Source organism: Pseudomonas sp. RL_15y_Pfl2_60 (genome assembly GCF_963970595.1).
GTDB lineage: Bacteria > Pseudomonadota > Gammaproteobacteria > Pseudomonadales > Pseudomonadaceae > Aquipseudomonas.
The window spans coordinates 226,878-247,421 of record NZ_CAXAOE010000002.1 but is presented as its reverse complement, the minus strand read 5'-3'; the positions used below and the strand labels follow the sequence as shown (position 1 = coordinate 247,421).

15 protein-coding genes are annotated in these 20,544 nt (G+C 54.8%); 4 read left to right on the top strand and 11 right to left on the bottom strand.

Features of this window, described 5'->3' with window-relative positions; all coding sequences use genetic code 11:
- Positions 1 to 30: 30 nt before the first annotated feature.
- From AACY26_RS06275 to acnB, 4 genes are all read right to left on the bottom strand, one after another.
- Positions 31 to 1,395, bottom strand: coding sequence for a pyridoxal phosphate-dependent decarboxylase family protein (locus AACY26_RS06275; protein WP_339512107.1), 1,365 nt, complete (start codon positions 1,393 to 1,395; stop codon positions 31 to 33).
- A 150-nt stretch (positions 1,396 to 1,545) separates the two neighbouring features.
- Positions 1,546 to 2,124, bottom strand: coding sequence for an ANTAR domain-containing response regulator (locus tag AACY26_RS06270; RefSeq protein ID WP_339512105.1), 579 nt, complete (start codon positions 2,122 to 2,124; stop codon positions 1,546 to 1,548).
- Between the two features lie 18 nt (positions 2,125 to 2,142).
- Complete coding sequence (locus AACY26_RS06265) at positions 2,143 to 3,351, bottom strand: CmpA/NrtA family ABC transporter substrate-binding protein (protein ID WP_339512103.1); 1,209 nt, start codon at positions 3,349 to 3,351, stop codon at positions 2,143 to 2,145.
- A 216-nt stretch (positions 3,352 to 3,567) separates the two neighbouring features.
- Positions 3,568 to 6,168, bottom strand: coding sequence for a bifunctional aconitate hydratase 2/2-methylisocitrate dehydratase (gene acnB, locus AACY26_RS06260; RefSeq protein ID WP_339513100.1), 2,601 nt, complete (start codon positions 6,166 to 6,168; stop codon positions 3,568 to 3,570).
- Positions 6,169 to 6,716: 548 nt separating this feature from the next.
- On the opposite strand from acnB, the gene AACY26_RS06255 reads away from it, so the two are divergent.
- Entirely contained in the window at positions 6,717 to 7,199 is a 483-nt protein-coding gene (locus tag AACY26_RS06255) for a DUF1289 domain-containing protein (protein WP_339512101.1), read from the top strand.
- 110 nt (positions 7,200 to 7,309) lie between these two features.
- Here AACY26_RS06255 and AACY26_RS06250 read toward each other — a convergent pair whose 3' ends face one another.
- From AACY26_RS06250 to AACY26_RS06235, 4 genes are all read right to left on the bottom strand, one after another.
- Entirely contained in the window at positions 7,310 to 7,807 is a 498-nt protein-coding gene (locus tag AACY26_RS06250) for a DUF934 domain-containing protein (RefSeq protein ID WP_339512099.1), read from the bottom strand.
- Positions 7,791 to 9,449, bottom strand: coding sequence for a nitrite/sulfite reductase (locus tag AACY26_RS06245; protein WP_339512097.1), 1,659 nt, complete (start codon positions 9,447 to 9,449; stop codon positions 7,791 to 7,793). The genes AACY26_RS06250 and AACY26_RS06245 overlap by 17 nt, the downstream gene beginning before the upstream one ends.
- A 511-nt stretch (positions 9,450 to 9,960) precedes the next feature.
- The gene (locus tag AACY26_RS06240) at positions 9,961 to 10,179 is read right to left on the bottom strand and encodes a DUF2970 domain-containing protein (protein ID WP_339512095.1); all 219 of its coding nucleotides are present in this window, start codon (positions 10,177 to 10,179) and stop codon (positions 9,961 to 9,963) included.
- A gap of 103 nt (positions 10,180 to 10,282) precedes the next feature.
- A complete protein-coding gene (locus AACY26_RS06235; protein ID WP_339513098.1) occupies positions 10,283 to 10,723 on the bottom strand; it encodes an OsmC family protein in 441 nt (146 codons plus the stop codon).
- Positions 10,724 to 10,916: 193 nt separating this feature from the next.
- On the opposite strand from AACY26_RS06235, the gene AACY26_RS06230 reads away from it, so the two are divergent.
- Complete coding sequence (locus tag AACY26_RS06230; RefSeq protein WP_339512093.1) at positions 10,917 to 14,108, top strand: DUF1631 family protein; 3,192 nt, start codon at positions 10,917 to 10,919, stop codon at positions 14,106 to 14,108.
- A gap of 141 nt (positions 14,109 to 14,249) precedes the next feature.
- A complete protein-coding gene (locus AACY26_RS06225; protein ID WP_339512091.1) occupies positions 14,250 to 15,179 on the top strand; it encodes a ZIP family metal transporter in 930 nt (309 codons plus the stop codon).
- A gap of 26 nt (positions 15,180 to 15,205) precedes the next feature.
- Here AACY26_RS06225 and AACY26_RS06220 read toward each other — a convergent pair whose 3' ends face one another.
- Together AACY26_RS06220 and AACY26_RS06215 are read right to left on the bottom strand one after the other, a co-directional pair.
- Positions 15,206 to 15,718, bottom strand: a complete 513-nt coding sequence (locus AACY26_RS06220) for a GNAT family N-acetyltransferase (RefSeq protein ID WP_339512089.1) — start codon at positions 15,716 to 15,718, stop codon at positions 15,206 to 15,208.
- 212 nt (positions 15,719 to 15,930) lie between these two features.
- Positions 15,931 to 16,116 carry a hypothetical protein gene (locus AACY26_RS06215; protein ID WP_339512087.1) on the bottom strand — a complete coding sequence of 62 codons (186 nt, stop codon included), beginning with the start codon at positions 16,114 to 16,116 and terminating at the stop codon, positions 15,931 to 15,933.
- Positions 16,117 to 16,318: 202 nt separating this feature from the next.
- Between AACY26_RS06215 and AACY26_RS06210 the strand changes: the two genes are divergently transcribed.
- Entirely contained in the window at positions 16,319 to 16,621 is a 303-nt protein-coding gene (locus tag AACY26_RS06210) for a DUF1883 domain-containing protein (RefSeq protein ID WP_010483862.1), read from the top strand.
- Positions 16,622 to 16,684: 63 nt separating this feature from the next.
- On the opposite strand, the gene metH is transcribed toward AACY26_RS06210, so the two are convergent.
- Positions 16,685 to 20,389 (bottom strand): methionine synthase, encoded by a 3,705-nt coding sequence (gene metH, locus AACY26_RS06205; protein ID WP_339512085.1) that lies wholly within the window; start codon positions 20,387 to 20,389, stop codon positions 16,685 to 16,687.
- Positions 20,390 to 20,544 lie beyond the last annotated feature (155 nt).

Below are 20,544 nucleotides of genomic sequence, written 5' to 3'. Positions count from 1 at the left end.
TTGTCGAGTGGTTGCGCTGCAATTACAGGTTCAGCTGCTGGTTTGCTGTTTGAGTGCAATCAGCAGGTCAGCGAGTAGTTCGATATCCGCATCAGTGGTGCGCCAGGATGAAATACTCAGGCGAAAGGCAGGGCGTTCTTGCCAGATTGTCGGTCCAAACCAGACTTGTCCGGATGCCTGGGCGGCCAGGCGGATTGCAGTGGTCTGTTGATCAGTATCTGCCCGCACCAGAACTTGGTTAAGTACAACCCGGTTGAGCACCTGATATCCGGCAGTGCGCAGCCGTTCAGCCAGATGGCTGGCCTGACGAATGTGGTTGTCTATCATCTGGCGCAACCCCTCGCGGCCAAGTGAGGCGAGAGCCGCCCAGATCGGCACCCCGCGCGCCCGGCGCGAGAACTCCAGGGTCAGGTTTTTCTGTGCATCCTTTGATGCCGTGGCGTAGGCCGCATCGCTGTTCATCGCCGCAGCAAGTGCATCCGCATCACGGCAAATAGCCATGGCGCCGTCGTATGGTGTGTTTAGCCATTTGTGTCCGTCGGTGGTCCAGCTATCCGCCAGTTCGACGCCGTCGACGAGTTCAGCAGCAGATGAGGCGCGAGCCCACAAACCAAAAGCACCGTCGACGTGGACCCATGCACCCGCTGCTTTGGCGCTGGGAATAAGGCTGCAGAAGGGGTCGAACTCGCCGGTATTGACTTCGCCTGCCTGTAGGCAAAGGATCGTCATATCATCCAGCGCTGGCAACTGCAGTGGATCAATCCGGCCATGCTCGTCCACAGGCGCAACGACTAGCCGGTTCATGCCAAAACCCAGTACGCGCAAAGCCTTCTTCACGGTGATGTGTACGCTAGCTGATACCACGACACGTATCTCGGGCGCGCCAATTAAACCATCACCGTCAAAGTCCCAGCCTTTGCGTGCCAGCAGTGAGCGCCGGGCTGCAGATAGGCACGCCAGGGTGCAGGCCGTTGCGCTGGTACCAAAGCCGACTGCACTGTTACTAGCTAGCCCCAAAGCTTCGAGCACCCAGCGCCCGGCAATGCGCTCGATTGCATCAACGGCCGGGGAGTTGTCGAACGACGAAGCGCATTGATCCCAGGCGAGCACTATGCGTTCGGCTGCCGCAGCGGCGGGGAGGGTGGCGCCGATAACAAAGCCGAAATAGCGCGAGCTGTTGGAGCTGACTGTGGCCGGGGATGCGATGTCATCAAGCAGGGCTAACACCTGGTTTGCAGCTATGCCTTGTTCACTGAATGGCAGGTCAAGCGTCTTGAGTCCGGCAATGGCTTGGTGACTGGGGAATACCGGGCGCTGTGGCAGGCTGTCGAGGTAGTTGAGGGCACGCTGGTCTGCTTCGGCAAGAAGCAGGCGCTCGTCACTTTGCTGGGGCATGTTGAGTTCACTGTTGGTGGCTGCTGATACTTGATCTTAGCCATTGAACAGTTGCTGGCGCAGATACAACCGGCCATTGAGCCGGCTATACAGTTTGCTGTCCGTGACAGGTGCGAGCAGAACAGTGGCGCCCCAAGCGGTACAGTCCGCTTATTTGCCGAGCAAATCGTGCATGGCAATAATCTGCTCGGCCACTTGTGCGAGCTTTTGTTGGCGGCTCATGGCTTGGCGACGCATCAGGGTGTAGGCGGCTTCTTCATCGCAGCTTTTCATTTTCATCAACAAGCCCTTGGCCAGCTCAATCCGTTTGCGTTCAGCCAGTTGTGCGTCGCGTGCGTGTAATTGCGCGCGCAAGGCTTGATCGCTCTCAAAGCGGGCCATTGCCACATCTAAAATCGGTTGCAGGCGCTGGGCGTGAATACCTTCCACTATGTAAGCACTGACGCCCGACTGAATGGCTTGGCGCATGACGCTGGGGTTGTGTTCGTCAGTGAACATGACAATTGGGCGCGGCTGGTCACGAGTCACCAGCACCACTTGCTCCATGACGTCACGGCTGGGGGATTCACTGTCGATCAGGATTACATCCGGGCGCACAGCCTCAACCCGAGCGGGCAGGTCGATGGTCAAGCCGGATTCGTCGATGACTTCAAATCCGGCCTCGGTCAGTGCCGCTTTGAGCCGGCCGACTTTTTTCGGTGTGTCGTTTATCAGCAGTATGCGCAGCATATCTTGGCCTCCTGCCAGTTATTGGGCGGTGACTGAGTTATCGCTCAAGGCGTGAAGGGCAAAACCTCGCGCATAGTCCACCGGGTTGCTGCCGTCCCAGCTTTTGCCATCGAGCAGGGTGCTGCTGCGCATCGCAGGTGGCACCGGGATGTTCAATGCCTGCGCCGCCTGGCTGTAGATGTCGATTTGCTGGATACGCTGCGCGATACCCAGGTAGTCGGGATCATCACGTAGCAAGCCCCAGCGGCGGAATTGGGTCATAAACCAGATGCCGTCGGATAAATACGGCATGTTGACTGCGCCGCCGGCGTGGAAGCGCAGTGGGTGCGGGTCGGCCCAGGCATTGCCGAGACCGTCTTGGTAGTTGCCAAGAAATCGCGGTTCTATGGCAGACAAGGGAGCGTCAACATAGTCGGCGCTGCTGATCAGCTTGGCCGTGCTGCGTTTGTTTTCCGGGTTTTCGTCAATGAAACGGCTGGCTTCAAGGACGGCCATGGTGAGGGCTCGCGCGGTATTGGGATAAAGCTCGATGAACTCGCGTGTGAGGCCCAATACCTTTTCCGGGTGGTCTGGCCAGATCGCTTGAGTCGTAGCCACGGTAAAGCCTTGACCTTGGTCTACTGCCAAGGCTCCCCATGGCCCGCCTGCGCAGAAACCGTCGATACGTTGCGCGTTAAGGTGTGCAACCATTTGTGCGGGCGGCACCACTACGGTATTGACGTCAGTGAGCGGGTGTATGCCTTGGCTGGCCAGCCAATAGTAAAGCCACATGGCGTGCGTGCCGGTGGGAAAGGTTTGCGCGAAAGTAAGTTTTGCACTGCTTTGATGCACGTATTGTTTGAGTGCATCGCCATTGGTCACGCCTTCGCGCTTGAGTTGTTCCGAGAGGTTAATCGCCTGGCCGTTGTGATTAAGGCCCATCAGAATTGCCATCTCGGTGGGCTGGCCGCCAATTCCCAAGTGGGTGCCGTAGATTTGGCCGTATAGTGATTGTGCAGCGTCGAGCTCGCGGCTCAGCAGCTTGTCGCGCAGGGTGGCCCAAGATGATTGGCGCTGCAGATTGAGGGTCAAGCCATAGGGTTGGGCAAAGCCTTGTGTGGCAGCCACAATCAATGATGCCGAGTCTGTCAGGGCCATAAACCCAAGATTGAGGACGCTCTTTTCTGGGCCATCGGAGCCGTTAACCCAATCCAGTACATCTGTGCGGTTAAGTGTTTGATCACCCATTTAGCATTCCCTTTACAACACAAAAAAGCGCCGTTCCAGTCGCTGCGCAGAGCAGTACCGAGACGACGCCATTGTCGATAAGCGAGATCCGTAGTTGGAGCTGCTTGCTGTGTGTCTAGCAAAGCAATCCATGTGCCAGCGGACTTGAGCAAAGGGCGTGATCACACGCAAAAAAAAGCCCCGCACTGGGCGGGGCTTTTTCGATGCTAGTAACGCTTAGGCTTGAACGACCGGGATATTGGCGTTCGCAGCTGCTTCGCGGAACTCAGCAATCTGGTCGAAGCTCAGGTAGCGATAAACATCAGCAGCCATGCTGTCGATGTCTTTCGCGTAGCCCATGTACTCTTCAACCGTCGGCAGTTTGCCGGTGATTGCAGCGACCGCAGCCAGTTCGGCAGAGGCCAGGTACACGTTAGCGCCATCGCCCAGACGGTTCGGGAAGTTACGCGTCGAGGTGGAAACCACTGTGGAGTTGGCTTCTACACGTGCCTGGTTACCCATGCACAGCGAGCAACCCGGCATTTCCATGCGTGCGCCAGCCTTGCCGAAGATGCCGTAGTAGCCTTCTTCAGTCAGTTGGTGAGCGTCCATCTTGGTCGGCGGCGACAGCCACAGACGAGTAGGGATGCCACCTTTGACTTTATCCAGCAGCTTGCCAGCCGCGCGGAAGTGACCAATGTTGGTCATGCACGAGCCGATAAACACTTCGTCGATCTTCTCGCCCTGAACGCTCGACAGCAGACGAGCATCGTCTGGGTCGTTTGGAGCGCACAGAACTGGTTCTTTCAGTTCTGACAGGTCGATTTCGATGACTTCAGCGTATTCGGCGTCAGCATCAGCGCTCATCAGTTCCGGGTTAGCCAGCCATGCTTCCATCGCTTGCGCGCGACGTTCCATGGTGCGTGCATCGCCGTAGCCTTCGCTGATCATCCAGCGCAGCAGGGTGATGTTCGACTGCAGGTATTCGGCAATTGCCTTTTCCGGCATCTTGATGGTGCAACCAGCAGCGGAACGCTCTGCCGAGGCGTCAGACAGCTCGAACGCTTGTTCAACGGTCAGTTCGTCGAGACCTTCGATCTCAAGAATACGGCCGGAGAAGGCGTTGATCTTGCCTTTCTTCTCAACAGTCAGCAGGCCTTTCTGGATCGCGTAGTAAGGGATTGCATGGACCAGGTCACGCAGGGTGATACCAGGCTGCATTTTGCCCTTGAAACGAACCAGGATGGATTCCGGCATGTCTAGCGGCATAACGCCGGTAGCTGCTGCGAATGCAACCAGGCCCGAACCTGCAGGGAACGAGATACCCATTGGGAAACGGGTGTGCGAGTCACCACCAGTACCAACGGTATCTGGCAGCAGCATGCGGTTCAGCCAGCTGTGGATGATGCCGTCACCGGGACGCAGCGAGACACCACCGCGGGTGCGGATGAAGTCAGGCAGAGTGTGGTGAGTGGTCACATCGATTGGCTTTGGATAAGCCGCAGTGTGGCAGAACGACTGCAACACCAGATCAGCAGAGAAGCCCAGGCACGCCAGGTCTTTCAGTTCATCACGGGTCATCGGACCTGTGGTGTCTTGTGAGCCGACGGTGGTCATCTTCGGTTCGCAGTAAGTGCCAGGACGCACGCCTGCTACGCCGCAAGCCTTGCCAACCATCTTCTGCGCCAGGGTGAAGCCTTTGTTGCTGTCGGCTGGCTGCTCAGGCTTTTTGAACAGGTCAGCAGGTGGAAGCCCCAACTCAGCGCGTGCTTTGTCGGTCAGGCCACGGCCCACGATCAACGGAATACGGCCGCCTGCACGAACTTCGTCGAGCAGCACAGGGGTTTTCAGTTCGAAGGTGGTGATAACTTCGTCAGTGCCGTGTTTGCACACTTTACCGGCGTATGGGTATACGTCGATGACGTCGCCCATGGCGATGTTGGTTACATCAAATTCGATCGGCAGGGCGCCAGCATCTTCCATGGTGTTGTAGAAGATTGGCGCAATTTTGTTACCGAAGCAGAAACCGCCAGCGCGCTTGTTTGGCACGTAAGGGATGTCGTCACCGAAGAACCAGAGTACCGAGTTGGTCGCGGATTTACGCGAAGAGCCGGTACCGACTACGTCACCTACATAGGCAACTGGGAAACCAGCAGCGCGGATCTCTTCGATCTGCTTCAGTGGGCCAGTCACGCCTTGTTGCTCAGGCACGATGCCGTCGCGAGCCATTTTCAACATGGCCAGGGCGTGCAGCGGGATATCTGGACGCGACCATGCATCTGGAGCGGGTGACAGGTCGTCGGTGTTGGTTTCGCCGGTCACCTTGAACACGCTCAGGCTGTACTTCTCAGCGATTGGAGCGCGTTTGGTGAACCATTCGCCGTCTGCCCAGGACTGCAGCACTGCTTTAGCGTTGGCGTTGCCTGCCTTAGCTTTTTCGGCGACGTCGTGGAATGCGTCGAACATCAGCAGGGTGTGCTTCAGTTGCTCGGCGGCAACGGCGCCCAGGGTGGCGTCTTCGAGCAGTTCAACCATGGTGGCGATGTTGTAACCGCCTTGCATGGTGCCCAGCAGTTCGACAGCACGCTTTTTGTCGATAAGTGGGGAGGTTGCTTCACCTTTGGCGACAGCAGAGAGGAAACCTGCCTTGACGTAGGCGGCTTCGTCCACTCCTGGTGGTACGCGATTGGTGATCAGGTCGACGAGGAATTCTTCTTCGCCAGCAGGCGGGTTTTTCAGCAGTTCAACAAGACCTGCAGTTTGTTCGGCGTTCAGCGGCTGGGGCACGATACCCTGAGCGGCACGCTCTGCTACGTGTTTGCGATAGGCTTCAAGCACAGTTATTACCCTCATCAGTGGTCCCAAATTCTGTCCGGGACGCATATCCAGAAAACACCGAATCAAGCGCTGTAAAGGCTTTATGGGCCAATCAGCCGAGATTTCAGGGATTTCTTCCAGAAGCTGCTTTCAAAGTTTTACGCCGGCAGGACGAGATCGATGAGGGCTGGCACCAGTATTTGGGGTAACCAAATAGCGGTGCCAACATCGTACCTGCAGGATTAACTGTGCTCGTGACGCTTTGAAAACAGCTTCCAACGGACTTTGGCGCCTATAAAAGGCCCGACGATTCTACTGGAAAGCGCGAGTAAAGTTAAGCTAAAGCCTTGATTGCGCATGTTTGTACAAAAAACAATCAAAAGCGGCTTAAAAATCCTACACGCGCCGATTTTAATGTCTTGTGAGTCGAGATAATGGCAGTTTTGTCATCTTTTGTCGGAAACGGCATTTTTAGAAAAACATCTATTCACACAGTTTTTCCTGGGTGAACTGACTTAGACAAAGGGCTAATATGCCCGCCTGTTAGTCATGTGAATGTTGTTTTTGCTATGTCCAGTCAGCCGATTAAAACGCCCTGTGTTGGCCTGTGTTCTACGGTCTATGGCGACCTTGTGTGCCGCGGCTGCAAGCGTTTTCACCATGAGGTGATTGCCTGGAACGGCTATGACGAGCAAGCCAAGCAAGCCGTATGGCAGCGCCTAGAAGTGCTGCTGGTGCAGGTGATGGAGGCAAAGGTCGAGGTGTTCGATGCGCCGCGCTTGCGCGAACAGTTGGTGCAGCGCCAAATTCGCTTTGTGCCCAATCAGTCGCCTTATTGCTGGGCGTATCAGTTAATTGCCCGGGGGGCGCGCGTGATCAATCAGCTTGAGGCCTACGGCATGGTGCTGTTGCCTGAGTTTCGCAACTGGTCGTTGCCGGAGCTGCGCGATGCCATTGATCGTGAGTTCTTCATTCTTTCCGAGGCGCACTATGAGCGCTATATCGCTCCGGGCTTTCTCAGTGATGTATTGAGCGTCGAGCCAAAGCCTTAAATTGCGTCGTAAAAAAACGCCCGGTGCATCACTGCCGCGGGCGTTTTTTTATTGCCTGAGTTGAACAAGGACCTCTTAAAAATGTAGCGCAGTAGTTTTTGAGAGGTACCTTATGCGCGACGGCGGAACAGCGGCAAAGGCTGGTCGCTCGACGCTTGGTAGACTTCTGAATATTCAGTAAAGGCTTTCAAGGCATCTTGCGGGTCTTTGTCTTCGCGCAGGGCGAAGGCATCGAAACCGCAGCGCTGTAGAGCAAACAGTTGGTCACGCAGTACGTCACCGATAGCGCGGACTTCGCCTTTGTAACCATAGCGAGTGCGCAGCATATAGGCAGTCGATGAGTGACGGCCATCGGTGAAGGCTGGAAAGTTCAGGGCAATGACCTGGAAGTTGTCGAGTTGATCGGCAATCTCTTCGATCTCTTCACCGGCTTCGAGCCAAACGCCTAGGCCGCCATCGCGGGCTTTCAAGGCGTGGGCGTGTTCAGACCATAACTCCAGCGGCACGATCAGGTCGTCGCAGTTTGATAGCCCCTCGAGCGTCGCGTCTTTAGGCAGCAGATGCCAGGTTTCGTCGATGATCTGGCCGTTCTTAATTATTCGCTGCATATACGCGCTCCTTAAACGGGTCCACACCGACGCGGCGGAAGGTGTCGAGGAAGCTTTCTTCATCGTCACGTTTTTCAACGTAAACCTTGATGATGTTCTCGATCACGCCAGCCACATCATCTTGTGCAAAGGCCGGGCCGAGGATTTTTGCCAGGCTGGCGTCACGGCCAGCGCTGCCACCCAGTGAAATCTGGTAGAACTCTTCGCCTTTCTTGTCCACACCCAGGATGCCGATGTGGCCAACGTGGTGGTGACCGCAGGCGTTCATGCAACCTGAGATATTGAGGTCGATTTCACCAATGTCGAACAAGTAGTCGAGGTCATCGAAACGACGCTGGATAGCTTCGGCGATCGGAATCGACTTGGCGTTGGCCAGCGAGCAGAAGTCGCCGCCCGGGCAGCAGATAATATCGGTCAACAGGCCAACGTTTGGCGTGGCAAAACCTTTTTCACGCAACTCACCCCAGAGGGTGAAAAGCTGGGCTTGTTCAATGTCGGCCAGGATAATGTTCTGGTTATGACTGTTGCGCACTTCGCCAAAGCTGTAGCGATCAGCGAGGTCGGCAACGGCGTCGAGCTGCTTGTCGGTCAGGTCGCCAGGCGCAACGGCTGTAGGCTTGAGCGACAGGGTGACCGCAACATAGCCCGGCTTTTTGTGGGCAAAGGTGTTGCGTTGGCGCCAGCGGGCAAAGCCTGGGTGCTCAGCGTCAAGGGCGGCCAGTTCGGCGTCCTGGTCTTGCAGGGTCTTGTAGTCCGGGTCGACGAAGTGTGCCGCGACACGCTGGACTTCAGCCTCGGTCAGGGTGGTTGGCCCATCCTTGAGGTGTGCCCATTCGGCGTTGACACGCTCAGCAAAGACTTCTGGAGTCAGTGCTTTGACCAGGATTTTGATGCGTGCCTTGTACTTGTTGTCACGACGGCCATAGCGGTTATAAACACGCAGGATGGCATCCAGGTAGCTGATCAAGTGCTGCCACGGCAGGAACTCGTTGATGAAGCTGCCAACGATAGGCGTGCGGCCCAAGCCGCCGCCAACCGATACGCGAAAGCCCAGCTCGCCAGCCTCATTGTTGACCGCTTCAAGGCCAATGTCGTGCACTTCAATCGCTGCACGGTCGCTAACAGCGCCGTTAACGGCAATCTTGAACTTGCGCGGCAGATGGGCGAACTCCGGGTGGAATGTCGACCACTGGCGGATGATTTCGCACCATGGGCGCGGATCAATGAGTTCGTCCTTGGCAACACCGGCGAACTGGTCGGTGGTGGTGTTACGAATACAGTTACCGCTGGTCTGGATCGCGTGCATTTGCACGGTCGATAGCTCGGCAAGGATCTCTGGGATGTCTTCCAGTTCACACCAGTTGAACTGTACGTTCTGACGGGTGCTGATGTGCGCATAGCCTTTGTCGTAGTCGCGGGCAATGTCTGCCAGCTTGCGCACTTGCTGTGAAGAAAGCAGGCCATAGGGAACCGCAATGCGCAGCATTGGCGCGTAGCGCTGGATATACAGACCGTTTTGCAGGCGCAGCGGGCGGAACTCAGCCTCGCTCAGTTCGCCAGCCAGGTAACGGCGTGTTTGATCACGGAACTGCTTGACGCGGTCCTCGATGATGGTTTGATCGTACTGGTCGTAAACGTACATGACGGGTCCTGTTATCAGGCTGCGTAGCTTCTATTTATGTTTTGCCGCCGGCAATTAAGGCGGCAGGCATTCAGTCAATCATTCAGCGAAACGCATAAATAGCTATTTACAGCAAAACTGCGCGCACGGCCGCGCACTCCATACGGAGGCGATGGAAGATACCAGTTCAGGGTTATGCGCAAAAGTGATGTTTCAATATATGGAAAGAACTTAAAGCTCTAAGTGACTGGCCATGCATAACCACAGCCCTTGAGCAAGTCGCATACCTGGTCTTTACTCAAGGCGTATCAGCCATAATCATAATAACTGCGAGGGGTTGCCTATGAATGATCAAACCGAGCCAGATCCGGCCGACAGTGCTATCGACGCCAAGGCAATATTTGCCTTGATCATTATTGCCGTGGCGACCGCCGTGTACTGGGTCAGCCACCAGTAGATCTGTTAAGACAATCGCATGAAAACAAGCCGCACTTTTGTGCGGTTTGTTTTATGTGGAGACCAGCCTCGCAGCTCAGACGCCCGCGAAGTACAGCACCAGCTGCACGATGGCGGCGATCAACAAAACAAATCCTGCCGTGAACAGCAGCCCCAGGATAATAAACTGGCTTGGCTTTCCACGGCTGAAGTCGCGACTCCGGTTCTTGCCGCTTTGCACACCAAGTGCAGCGGCGAAAACACTTTGCAGCATTTCCCAGATGGTCAGCGGCTTGTCATCTTGATTGTCACTCATAAGGGGTCCCTGTTCATGAGTGTGAGCCTTCAGTTTAGCTGTTTATTGGCCAAGTCTAGATTCTGCCGTTGCTGACGCATTTGCTCTTGAGCATGCGAAACGTTCAGGCAAGCACAGGTTTGCAGTCCACGGTAGTGAGTACCGAGTTGGCGATAAAGCATTGCTCATGGGCTTGGTGATGCAAATCGTCGAGTTGCTTCTGAGTTGGGCTGTTATCGGTAAATGTTACCCGTGGGTACAGGGTGACTTGGGTCATGGCCAGTCGCCCCTGTGCGTTCTTGGCCATGACTCCGACTGGGTTGTCTTCATACTGATCAATAGCAAAGCCTTGTTTGGCGGCGATAGCTAAAAACCACAGCATGTGGCAGCTCGATAATGAGGCGACAAATGCCTCCTCAGGATCGACTGCAGCAGGATCGGAATAGGGCAGTGGAACAACATGTGGGGAAGAGGATGCTGGCACCTGTATGCCGCCATCAAACTGCCATCTATGGGCTCGGCTGTAGCGGTTATCTAGGAAACTTTGAGTCCCTCTGACCCACATAACTTTAGCTGTGTATTCAGTCATTTGAACGCCTTAATTCGAACCGTGACTTGAGCGGTGGGCTCTAGACTCATGGTATACGGCATAATGACATTGGAGCGTTAATGCCAGTAATCGCTCGTTTGTCTAGAGAAGGCCACTGAGTAGAAAAATAACAGTGGTTTCAGCAGGGAAGCAATCTCATGCAGGAGGCATGCGTTTGATATCAAATACCTCATTACTCGCGCTTACGAACGCGCTGAATTCGATTGTGCAAGTCCAGCTGCCTAAAGCACTCAGTCAATTGCTTAGCGTTTTAGTGGTGGAGCTGAAGGATAACGCCATTCAGGCATTTTCCAACCAAGAGGCTCTAGCCTTTGAAGATGCCTCTACATTTTACGAGCTTCAAGGGCAGCAGCTGATCAGTGAGTGCGTAAGCAGCATTCACAACGGCCTGTTGCGAAAGCCCAGCTCTGCCCAGCAAGCCTATATGGGTAAGCAAGAGCTGGCGCTGGTCGAGTTCGCAGACGTCGAAAACCAGTTGCTGGCAGATGCACTTGTAAGCCACCTTCGTGAAACCTTGGCCGAACAGGAGCTGAACTTGTGTGGCTGCTTCAGTCAGGTGGCTGGGCAGCATGTTGCCAATGTCGATAACCCTTTCTCCCTCGACTATTTGATTCTTCACTGGCTCAAGGCATTAGGCCTGGGCACGCGTAGCGAATCGATTCGGCGAATTTTTTTTCGGCAGATGTGTAGGGTTCTGCCGCAGTCATTGACTGCCTATTTCGCGGCGCTCGCCGCAGAGTTTGCCTGGCGGCGCATCACGCCTCTTTTGCCTGAACCAAGGTTCTCGATCCAGCAAAGACGCGATGCTGACTATCAGGTCAACAGATTGGATGGCCGTACCGCCCAACTTAAACAGCCAGAAGAAGCGGCACTTAGCCCTATCCAGTGCGATGTTCTTGAACGCCTGTTGAAATGTCCGCCACCCGAACAAGGTTGGACAGCCGAGGGTTTACTAAGACATTTCGAGAGCAACGGTTTCTATCTCAATGAGCGCCAGCGCGAAGACACCCACTTGGTCAGTGGCGTGTTCCAGTCATTGCAGCATGAACAGGCAATGGCCAATTCGCTAAAGCCCGCACTGCGCAAGCTATTACTGCCGGTGCTGGATGCAACGCTCCGAGAGTCTGCTGCCATCGCCGATGAGCGCCACCCTGTGCGCGCAACTCTGGATCGTCTGCTGCAGCTGGCTGAATCATCCGATCCGCCAAACAGATCGCTTGAGGCGCGTCTTGAAGTTCTAATCGATTACTTGGTGACCCATTACCAGGGTAATAGCCTTGTGTTTTCCAGCCTTGATGCGGAACTGGATGACCTACTTGAGATTCAGCAGCGCGCGTATCGGCGCAGTGTTGAGCGGGTGGTGGAACTCTACCGTGGCCAAGAAGCCTTGCTGAATGCCAGGCGCGAGGTCGACCAGGGATTGAGTGCGGTGCTGGGGGCTCGACCGCCGAAGTTGTTGCTGCAGTGGTTGCAAGCTGGCTGGCGTGACTTTTTGGTGTACAAGCTGATAAGGGCAGGTGGTCGTCAGGATCAATGGCGCGCAGACTTGGAACTGACTCGCGTGTTGGCAGATGATCTGCTGTCGTCTCGTGCACAGAGAGGCGAGCGCGAAAGGGATAAACGTAGCCAGGATGTTGATCACCTGCTGTCGTGCATAGCACGCAAGCTCGACGACTTTGGTATCGCCAATGCCAATTGCAAATTGATACTCAAAACGATGCGCGAGCAGATGTTCGCCGGGCAAGAGGTTGAGTTGGGCGAGCTTGATGTGCCTGAAATGCCACGTTCGCAAGTGCCCCCGGCGTTACAGCGCTGGCAGGAGTCCCTTGAAAACCTTGAGGAAGGCGACTGGCTGGAAAATGCCGATGGACAGCCACTGCAGTTGGTATGGCGTAGTTCGCAAAAAGACCAATTTGTGCTGGTTGATAAAAAAGGTAACGAGGTAAGTGACTTGACGATTGCCGAACTGAGCGAGCTCGTCTCTAAAGGACTGTTGTTGATTGCGCAAAGTGGCAGCGGCGGTCAAGGTATTATCCAGCGCGCACTGCAAGGCATTGTGGGGCGTCTTTACCGTGAAATTACCCACGCACGCAGTCATGATGAGTTGACCGGTTTGCTCAATCGGCGAAGTTTTGAAACCGTAGTAGCCAAGAGCTTGCCCAGCGAGCCTGAGACAATCTATTTGATTGCGCAGATTGACCAGTTTAGTGTCCTGAATAGTCACCTGGGTCTGATTGCCGGTGATACTTGTCTCAAACATGTAGCCCAGGCGCTACAGCGCATGTTGCCCGAACAAGGATTGCTTGCGCGCCTTGATGGGGTCGAGTTTGCGGCAATGATTCCGCAATGCGATGAGATCAACGCCTTTGTATTGGCTGAGAAGTTGCGGGCAGGTGTAGAAAATGACGCATTCGACTGGCAAGGGCAAAGTCATACCGTAACCCTGAGCATTGGCATCGTCAGCAGCGCTGATAGCTATGATGTCGCCAGTGTATTCAGCAATCTATACGCGGCGTGCAATCACGCAAAAGAAGCTGGCCGTAACCGGGTCCATCGGTTTAGTGTTTCAGCCGATGATGAGCGAGTGGGCCTGTTGGCCATCGCGGCTCGGATTGACGAGATAATCAGGTGTGAAAATCTCTCGTTACGCGTTCAACAGATTGCTACCACCGACATTGACGCGCATCAACTTCCTCACTACGAGTTGTTGCTGGTGATGGAGAATGACCTGCCGCTCGAAGATTTTATTGCGGCTGCCGAACGCTATAACCGCATGGCAAAGGTCGATCGCTGGGTTCTTGAGCAGGCATTTAGCCAGCTCGAAAAAGCCCCGGATTTGTGGCAGCGCTGTTCTTCAATCTCAATCAACTTGTCGGGCAACAGTTTGAATGATGGTGGGTTGCTGGCTTTTATCGAGGATCTGTTTGAGCGCTATGCGATAGAGCCGCAGCGCATTTGCTTTGAAATTACTGAAACCACGGCAGTTGCCAACCTGGCCAAGGTCGCAGACCTGATTCGTCGTTTGCAGAAACTTGGCTGTTCGTTCGCGCTGGATGATTTCGGTGTTGGTTTTTCCTCGTTTGATTACCTCAAGCGCTTGCCTGTTGATATCGTAAAAATTGACGGCAGTTTCGTGCGTGAGATCGTTCATTCATCCAGCGATCTGGCGATGGTTCGTTCAATCAATGAGGTAGCGCATACACTGGGTCGCGTCACTGTGGCTGAATACGTCGAGAACCAAGAAATCCGCCAGTTATTGATCGACATGGGCGTGGATTTTGTCCAAGGCTATGGCGTACAAATGCCAAGAAGCTTTGATGGTTTTCTGGCCAATGCATAACGACTCGACCAGGGCTGCGTCTGTTGCCTGTTGACCCCAGCCCATGATGTTTTTCCTCTATGGCCGTGATAAGTGCTTTGACCTTGTATAGCCAACCTCGTGCGTAGATAGTAGCCATTCAACTTTGGAGTGTTTACTGCTATGGATTCAACGCAAGCCGACTATGCAAACTTTCGGGCTGCCTGGGTCGCCCAGGCTCAGGCAAATCCCTGGGTGACGGCTGGCTTTTTTGGCGCAGTACTGGCGGTTGTATACCTGCTGGTTACCGCTGTGCTCAGCGCTGCTGATGCTGATCATGCCGAGCGCCTGCGTTATGCGTTCTATGCTGGCGGGGCGGGCTTTGTTGCAACTGGGTTTGGTGCTGTGTTGGCCGTCGCGCTTAAACAAATAAGCAACCGCACCCAGGACTGCATGCTTGGCTTTGCCGCTGGGATGATGCTTGCAGCCAGTTCATTTTCGCTGATTCTTCCGGGGTTGGACGCTGCAAAAGATATTACCGGCAGCAGCTTTTTATCAGCTGCCACTGTGGTGCTCGGGCTGGGACTAGGCACGCTGTTAATGCTCGGTCTGGATCACTTTACTCCGCATGAGCATGAAAGTACCGGGCCCTGCGGGCCAAACGCGGAGCGCATCAACAGGGTCTGGTTATTCATATTTGCAATCACGTTGCACAACTTGCCAGAAGGCATGGCAATGGGCGTGGGGTTTGCGGGCGGTGATCTGAGTGTAGGCATTCCATTGGCCAGTGCTATTTCGATTCAAGACATACCCGAGGGCCTGGCCGTGGCCTTGGCGCTTCGTACCACTGGGCTGTCGACGCTTACCGCTGCACTGATCGCGATTGCAACGGGCTTGATGGAGCCCATTGGTGCATTGATTGGCGTGGGTATTTCAAGCGGCTATGCATTGGCTTACCCGATCAGCCTGAGCTTGGCTGCAGGTGCCATGTTGTTTGTGGTGTCCCATGAAATTATTCCGGAAACCCACCGTAACGGTCACCAAACCAGTGCAACACTGGGGTTGATGGGCGGTTTTGCCTTGATGATGTTTCTTGATACCGCATTGGGCTGAAGTGGTGGCGCGTCGTTAATTAAGCACTAGCCAATTAGGCATGCCATATGCAGTTTGCTGATATAGCGGTCAGCCAGCGCTATTGCCATCGGCTCAAGGCCAAATTGCTCAAAGCCGCAACTGCGATAAAGCGCAATAGCGGCGGGGTTGGTCTCGCTGACGCTGAGTTGCATCTGCTTGATACCATCGCGCTTGCTTGCCAGTTGCTGGGCCTGCTCGACAAGGCTACGGCCAAGGCCCTGGCTACGGTGGTTTTGCACAACGTACAAGCCAAATAATGTGGCTTTATGCCGGGTTTTTTCTTGGCTTTTGAAAGACACACCGATCACCGCGCAAAGCTCGCCTGCATCGTCATGCGCGCCAAGAACCACCGAGCCTGGTTGCTTCGTATCACTCAATCGAGCTTGCCACCATGCCAGGGATTTCTTTTCTCGCTCGTGGCGGCTTGAGGAAAAGGCATCCGGATGCGCACTGTAGGCGGCCAGCATCAAGGATCTGTAGGCGTGGGCATCAGTGGGTTTCAGTACACGAATCAACATTTGGCAGTCTGTTAGCAGCAGTGATGTATCAAGTGGCGGGGCATTTACAGTTGTGGCAGTGGCCATGATAACCCCGATGAGCCAGCAAGGCGCGTGGTCTATCAGTCAGCTTATTTCAGCTGTTTCAAACCTTGGGCAAGCGCTTGCGTCTTGGTATTCAGTTGCTCGTCGGTTACGGAACCTCTGAAAAACTACTGCGCTCGATATCTTTTTCAGAGGATCCTTGATTGGCTGTTATCTGCCACGGCCTGAAGCTGACGCAGGATTTCAGCCTGCTGCTGTTCCTTGCTGCGTAGCGCCTCTGTACGCTTGCTGATACCCCTAAGCAGGCAATAGAAGACCACCAATGCGGCAACGCAAATCATCAGCAACATCAGATAAACAGTATTTAGCGACAAACCATGAGCCTTGCTAGCGGAAATGGCCGCATAGTCTAGCGGTTTTCGCTCAGGGCGTTTGCGCGTCCTGCAACATAATGAGCAGCGCAAAATTCAGCCAATCAATGCATGTCGGCTGCCGTAAAGATATTTTCAGAGGATTGTTAAGCGATGCAGGCTATATACTAGCTATTGGTTTGCATACAGCTGCGTGGAGCGGTCGATGAAATTTATACATCAGCGTGAACATCTCAATGAAGACGATCTGGTCGTTATCGAGTGCTCACAAACCTGCAATATCCGCCTGATGAACGACGCGAATTTCCGCAGTTTCAAAAACGGCGGGCGTCATACCTATCATGGCGGCGCATTCGATAAGTTCCCGGTGCGTATCACTGTACCGAGCACAGGCTTCTGGAATATTACGATTGATACCGTATCGCGCAAGGCGATCAGCGTGACGCGCAAGCCCACGCTGAAGCACTCGATCAAGCTGGTTCGTCGTTCCGAGTCAAAGTTCAGCTAAGCTGTCGACAAGCACAAAGAAGCCCGCAACTGCGGGCTTCTTTGTGGCTGAGGTTGATGAAGTCTAATCGTCATAACCCAGGTTGGGTGCGAGCCAGCGCTCGGTAGTGCGCAGTTCTTGTTGCTTGCGGGCGGTGTAGCTTTCGACCTGGTCTTTATCAATCTTGCCGACAGCAAAGTATTGCGCCTGCGGGTGAGCAAAATACCAGCCGCTGACCGACGCAGCAGGAAACATTGCGTAGTGTTCGGTGAGGAACACGCCGCTCTGCTGGTTATCATTAAGCAGGTCGAACAGGGTGCCTTTCTCGGTATGGTCGGGGCACGCTGGATAACCTGGGGCAGGGCGGATGCCCTTGTAGGCTTCCTTGATCAGTTCGTCATTGCTTAACTGTTCTTCTGGGTCGTAGCCCCAGTAGTTTTTACGCACTTGCTGGTGCAGCCATTCTGCACAGGCCTCGGCCAGGCGATCGGCCAGTGCCTTGACCATGATCGAGTTGTAATCGTCGCCTTTGTCTTGGTAAGCCTTGGCCACTTCTTCTGCGCCAATACCTGCGGTGGTAATAAAGCCGCCGATATAATCCTGCACGCCGGATTCTTTAGGTGCGACAAAGTCAGCAAGCGAGAAGTTTGGCTTGCCGTCTGGCTTGATGGTTTGCTGACGCAGGTGATGCAGCTTGGCCAATGGTTGGCCATCATCGCCATAAATCTCAAGGTCATCGTCTTGCACTTGGTTGGCAGGCCAGAAGCCCAGCACGGCGCGGGCGCTGATCAGTTTTTCATCAATCAGCTTCTTGAGCATTTCCTGGGCATCGGCAAACAGCGCGGTGGCTGCTTCACCGACGACTTCATCGGTGAGAATACGTGGGTATTTGCCCGCCAGATCCCAGGAGATGAAGAATGGCGTCCAGTCGATAAACTCAGCCAGCACCGCCAGGTCGATATCCTCCAAAACCTTGACGCCGGTAAAAGTCGGCACCGTGGGTTCATAGCTGGCCCAGTCAAACTGTGGCTTCTTGGCGATGGCTTCGCTGTAGCTCAGGCGCTCGGTGCGGGCGCTGCGATTGGCTGTGCGTTCACGAACGACGGCGTAATCTTCACGGGTCTTTTCAACGAATGCAGCCTTCAGCTCCTTGGACAGCAACTGGGTCGCAACGCCCACGGCACGCGAGGCGTCGGTCACATAGACCACGGCATCATTCTGGTACTTGGGTTCGATCTTCACCGCGGTGTGGGCTTTGGATGTGGTTGCACCGCCGATCATCAGCGGCAGGGTAAAGCCTTGGCGCTGCATTTCACGGGCGACGTGGACCATTTCATCGAGCGATGGGGTGATCAAGCCGGACAAACCAATGATGTCGCACTTTTCGGCGATAGCGGTTTGCAGGATTTTCTCGGCGGGTACCATCACGCCAAGATCGACGATGTCATAGCCGTTACAACCGAGCACCACGCCAACAATGTTTTTGCCGATGTCGTGGACGTCGCCTTTAACCGTGGCCATCAAGATCTTGCCCTTGGCTTCTGGCTTGTCGCCTTTTTCTGCTTCGATAAAGGGAATCAGGTGGGCCACGGCTTGTTTCATCACGCGTGCCGACTTGACCACTTGCGGCAGGAACATTTTGCCGGAGCCGAACAGGTCGCCAACGATATTCATCCCGCTCATCAATGGGCCTTCGATCACTTCGATCGGGCGCGCGCACTGTTGGCGGAACTCCTCGGTGTCTTCAACGATAAACGCTGTGATGCCCTTGACCAGCGCGTGCTCAAGGCGCTGCTGAACGGCAAAGCCACGCCATTCTTCGGTCTCGGCTTCTTTAACACTGCCGTCGCCTTTGTATTTATCAGCCAGGGCCAGCAGGGCATCGGTGCCATTGGTCGTGCGGTTGAGCACTACATCTTCTACGGCGTCACGCAGCTCGGTTGGAATCTGGTCGTAAATTTCCAACTGCCCAGCATTGACGATACCCATGCTCAGGCCGTTCTTGATCGCGTAATACAAAAACACCGAGTGAATCGCTTCACGCACCGGGTTGTTGCCACGGAACGAGAACGAGACGTTGGATACGCCGCCCGAAGTCAGGGCGTAGGGCAGGTTGTCACGGATGTATGCGCAGGCGTTGATGAAGTCGACAGCGTAGTTGTTGTGCTCTTCAATGCCGGTGGCGATGGCGAAAATATTCGGGTCGAAGATGATGTCTTCCGGTGGAAAGCCAACTTCATCGACCAGAATGTCGTAGGAGCGCTTGCAGATTTCTTCTTTGCGCGCCTGAGTGTCAGCCTGGCCATCTTCGTCAAACGCCATGACCACAACGGCAGCGCCATAACGCTTGCACAGCTTGGCGTGGTGCTTGAATTGCTCGACACCTTCTTTCATCGAGATCGAGTTAACGATGCCTTTGCCTTGAATGCACTTGAGGCCCGCTTCGATCACCTCCCATTTGGAGGAGTCGATCATGATTGGCACGCGCGAGATATCCGGCTCGCCAGCAATCAGGTTGAGAAAGGTGACCATTGCATGCTTGGAATCAAGCATGCCTTCGTCCATGTTGATATCGATCACCTGAGCGCCAGCTTCGACCTGTTGCAGAGCGACTTCCAGTGCTTCTGTGTAGTTATCTTCGCGAATCAGCCGGGCGAACTTGGCTGAACCTGTGATGTTGGTGCGCTCGCCAACGTTGACGAACAGCGAGTTGCGGTCGATGGTGAAGGGCTCAAGGCCAGACAGGCGGCAGGCCTTGGGAATATCAGGCAGCGCACGTGGCGCATACTTGGCAACGGCTTCGGCAATCGCCTGGATATGCCCTGGCGTGGTACCGCAGCAGCCGCCGACGATGTTCAAGAAGCCAGAAGCTGCAAACTCTTCGACCACTGCCGCCATTTCAGCTGGGGTTTCGTCGTATTCACCGAAGGCATTTGGCAGACCCGCGTTGGGGTGGGCTGAAACATGGGTTTCGGCCTTGTTGGAAAGCTCTTCCAAATAGGGGCGCAGGTCCTTGGCACCCAAGGCGCAGTTAAGTCCGACCGAAATGGGTTTGGCGTGTCGTACCGAGTTCCAGAAGGCTTCAGTAGTTTGACCCGACAGGGTGCGGCCTGAGGCATCAGTAATGGTGCCGGAGATCATGATCGGCAATTCAACGCCCAGGTCTTCATACACCTGCTGCACCGCAAAGATGGCGGCTTTGGCGTTGAGCGTGTCGAAGATGGTTTCGATCAAGATCAGGTCGGCGCCGCCTTCGATCAAGCCACGGGTGGCTTCGGTGTAGTTTTCAACCAGCACATCAAAAGTGACGTTGCGATAACCTGGGTTGTTCACGTCTGGGGAGATCGAGCAGGTACGGCTGGTCGGACCGAGGACGCCGGCAACGAATCTTGGCCGATCCGGTGTTTCAGCGGTCTTCGCATCAGCCACCTGGCGCGCCAGGCGAGCACCTTCTACGTTGAGCTCGTAAGCTAACGACTCCATGCCGTAATCGGCTTGCGACACGCGGGTGGCGTTAAAGGTGTTGGTTTCGAGAATGTCAGCGCCGGCGTCGAGATAGGCTTTCTCGATGGCACCAATAACATCAGGACGGCTCAGAATAAGCAGGTCGTTGTTGCCTTTGACATCGCTGGGCCAGTCGGCAAAACGTTCGCCACGGTAATCCTCTTCTTCGAGCTTATAGCTTTGGATCATGGTGCCCATACCGCCGTCGAGAATCAAAATACGATCCTTGAGGGCTTGCTGAAGAGCGAGTGTGCGGGCGCTACGATCTGACAAAGACATGGACACGAATACCTGAGAATTACGAGATACAGAAGGGCGCGATGATAGCAAACCTGCACGCTTTTGCAGCGCGCGCGAATTAACATGAATTTGATTCATGATGATGCCGATAGCCACGCATAGCACTGGAGGCTAGAATCGCCGCAACATTTTATAAGGAT

What these genes read in the sequence shown, in the direction of transcription:
- AACY26_RS06275 (WP_339512107.1), bottom strand. Translation starts at nt 1,395, where the DNA reads ATGCCCCAGCAAAGTGACGAGCGCCTGCTTCTTGCCGAAGCAGACCAG.
- AACY26_RS06270 (WP_339512105.1), bottom strand. Translation starts at nt 2,124, where the DNA reads ATGCTGCGCATACTGCTGATAAACGACACACCGAAAAAAGTCGGCCGG.
- AACY26_RS06265 (WP_339512103.1), bottom strand. Translation starts at nt 3,351, where the DNA reads ATGGGTGATCAAACACTTAACCGCACAGATGTACTGGATTGGGTTAAC.
- AACY26_RS06255 (WP_339512101.1), top strand. Translation starts at nt 6,717, where the DNA reads ATGTCCAGTCAGCCGATTAAAACGCCCTGTGTTGGCCTGTGTTCTACG.
- AACY26_RS06250 (WP_339512099.1), bottom strand. Translation starts at nt 7,807, where the DNA reads ATGCAGCGAATAATTAAGAACGGCCAGATCATCGACGAAACCTGGCAT.
- AACY26_RS06245 (WP_339512097.1), bottom strand. Translation starts at nt 9,449, where the DNA reads ATGTACGTTTACGACCAGTACGATCAAACCATCATCGAGGACCGCGTC.
- AACY26_RS06240 (WP_339512095.1), bottom strand. Translation starts at nt 10,179, where the DNA reads ATGAGTGACAATCAAGATGACAAGCCGCTGACCATCTGGGAAATGCTG.
- AACY26_RS06235 (WP_339513098.1), bottom strand. Translation starts at nt 10,723, where the DNA reads ATGTGGGTCAGAGGGACTCAAAGTTTCCTAGATAACCGCTACAGCCGA.
- AACY26_RS06230 (WP_339512093.1), top strand. Translation starts at nt 10,917, where the DNA reads ATGCGTTTGATATCAAATACCTCATTACTCGCGCTTACGAACGCGCTG.
- AACY26_RS06225 (WP_339512091.1), top strand. Translation starts at nt 14,250, where the DNA reads ATGGATTCAACGCAAGCCGACTATGCAAACTTTCGGGCTGCCTGGGTC.
- AACY26_RS06220 (WP_339512089.1), bottom strand. Translation starts at nt 15,718, where the DNA reads ATGTTGATTCGTGTACTGAAACCCACTGATGCCCACGCCTACAGATCC.
- AACY26_RS06210 (WP_010483862.1), top strand. Translation starts at nt 16,319, where the DNA reads ATGAAATTTATACATCAGCGTGAACATCTCAATGAAGACGATCTGGTC.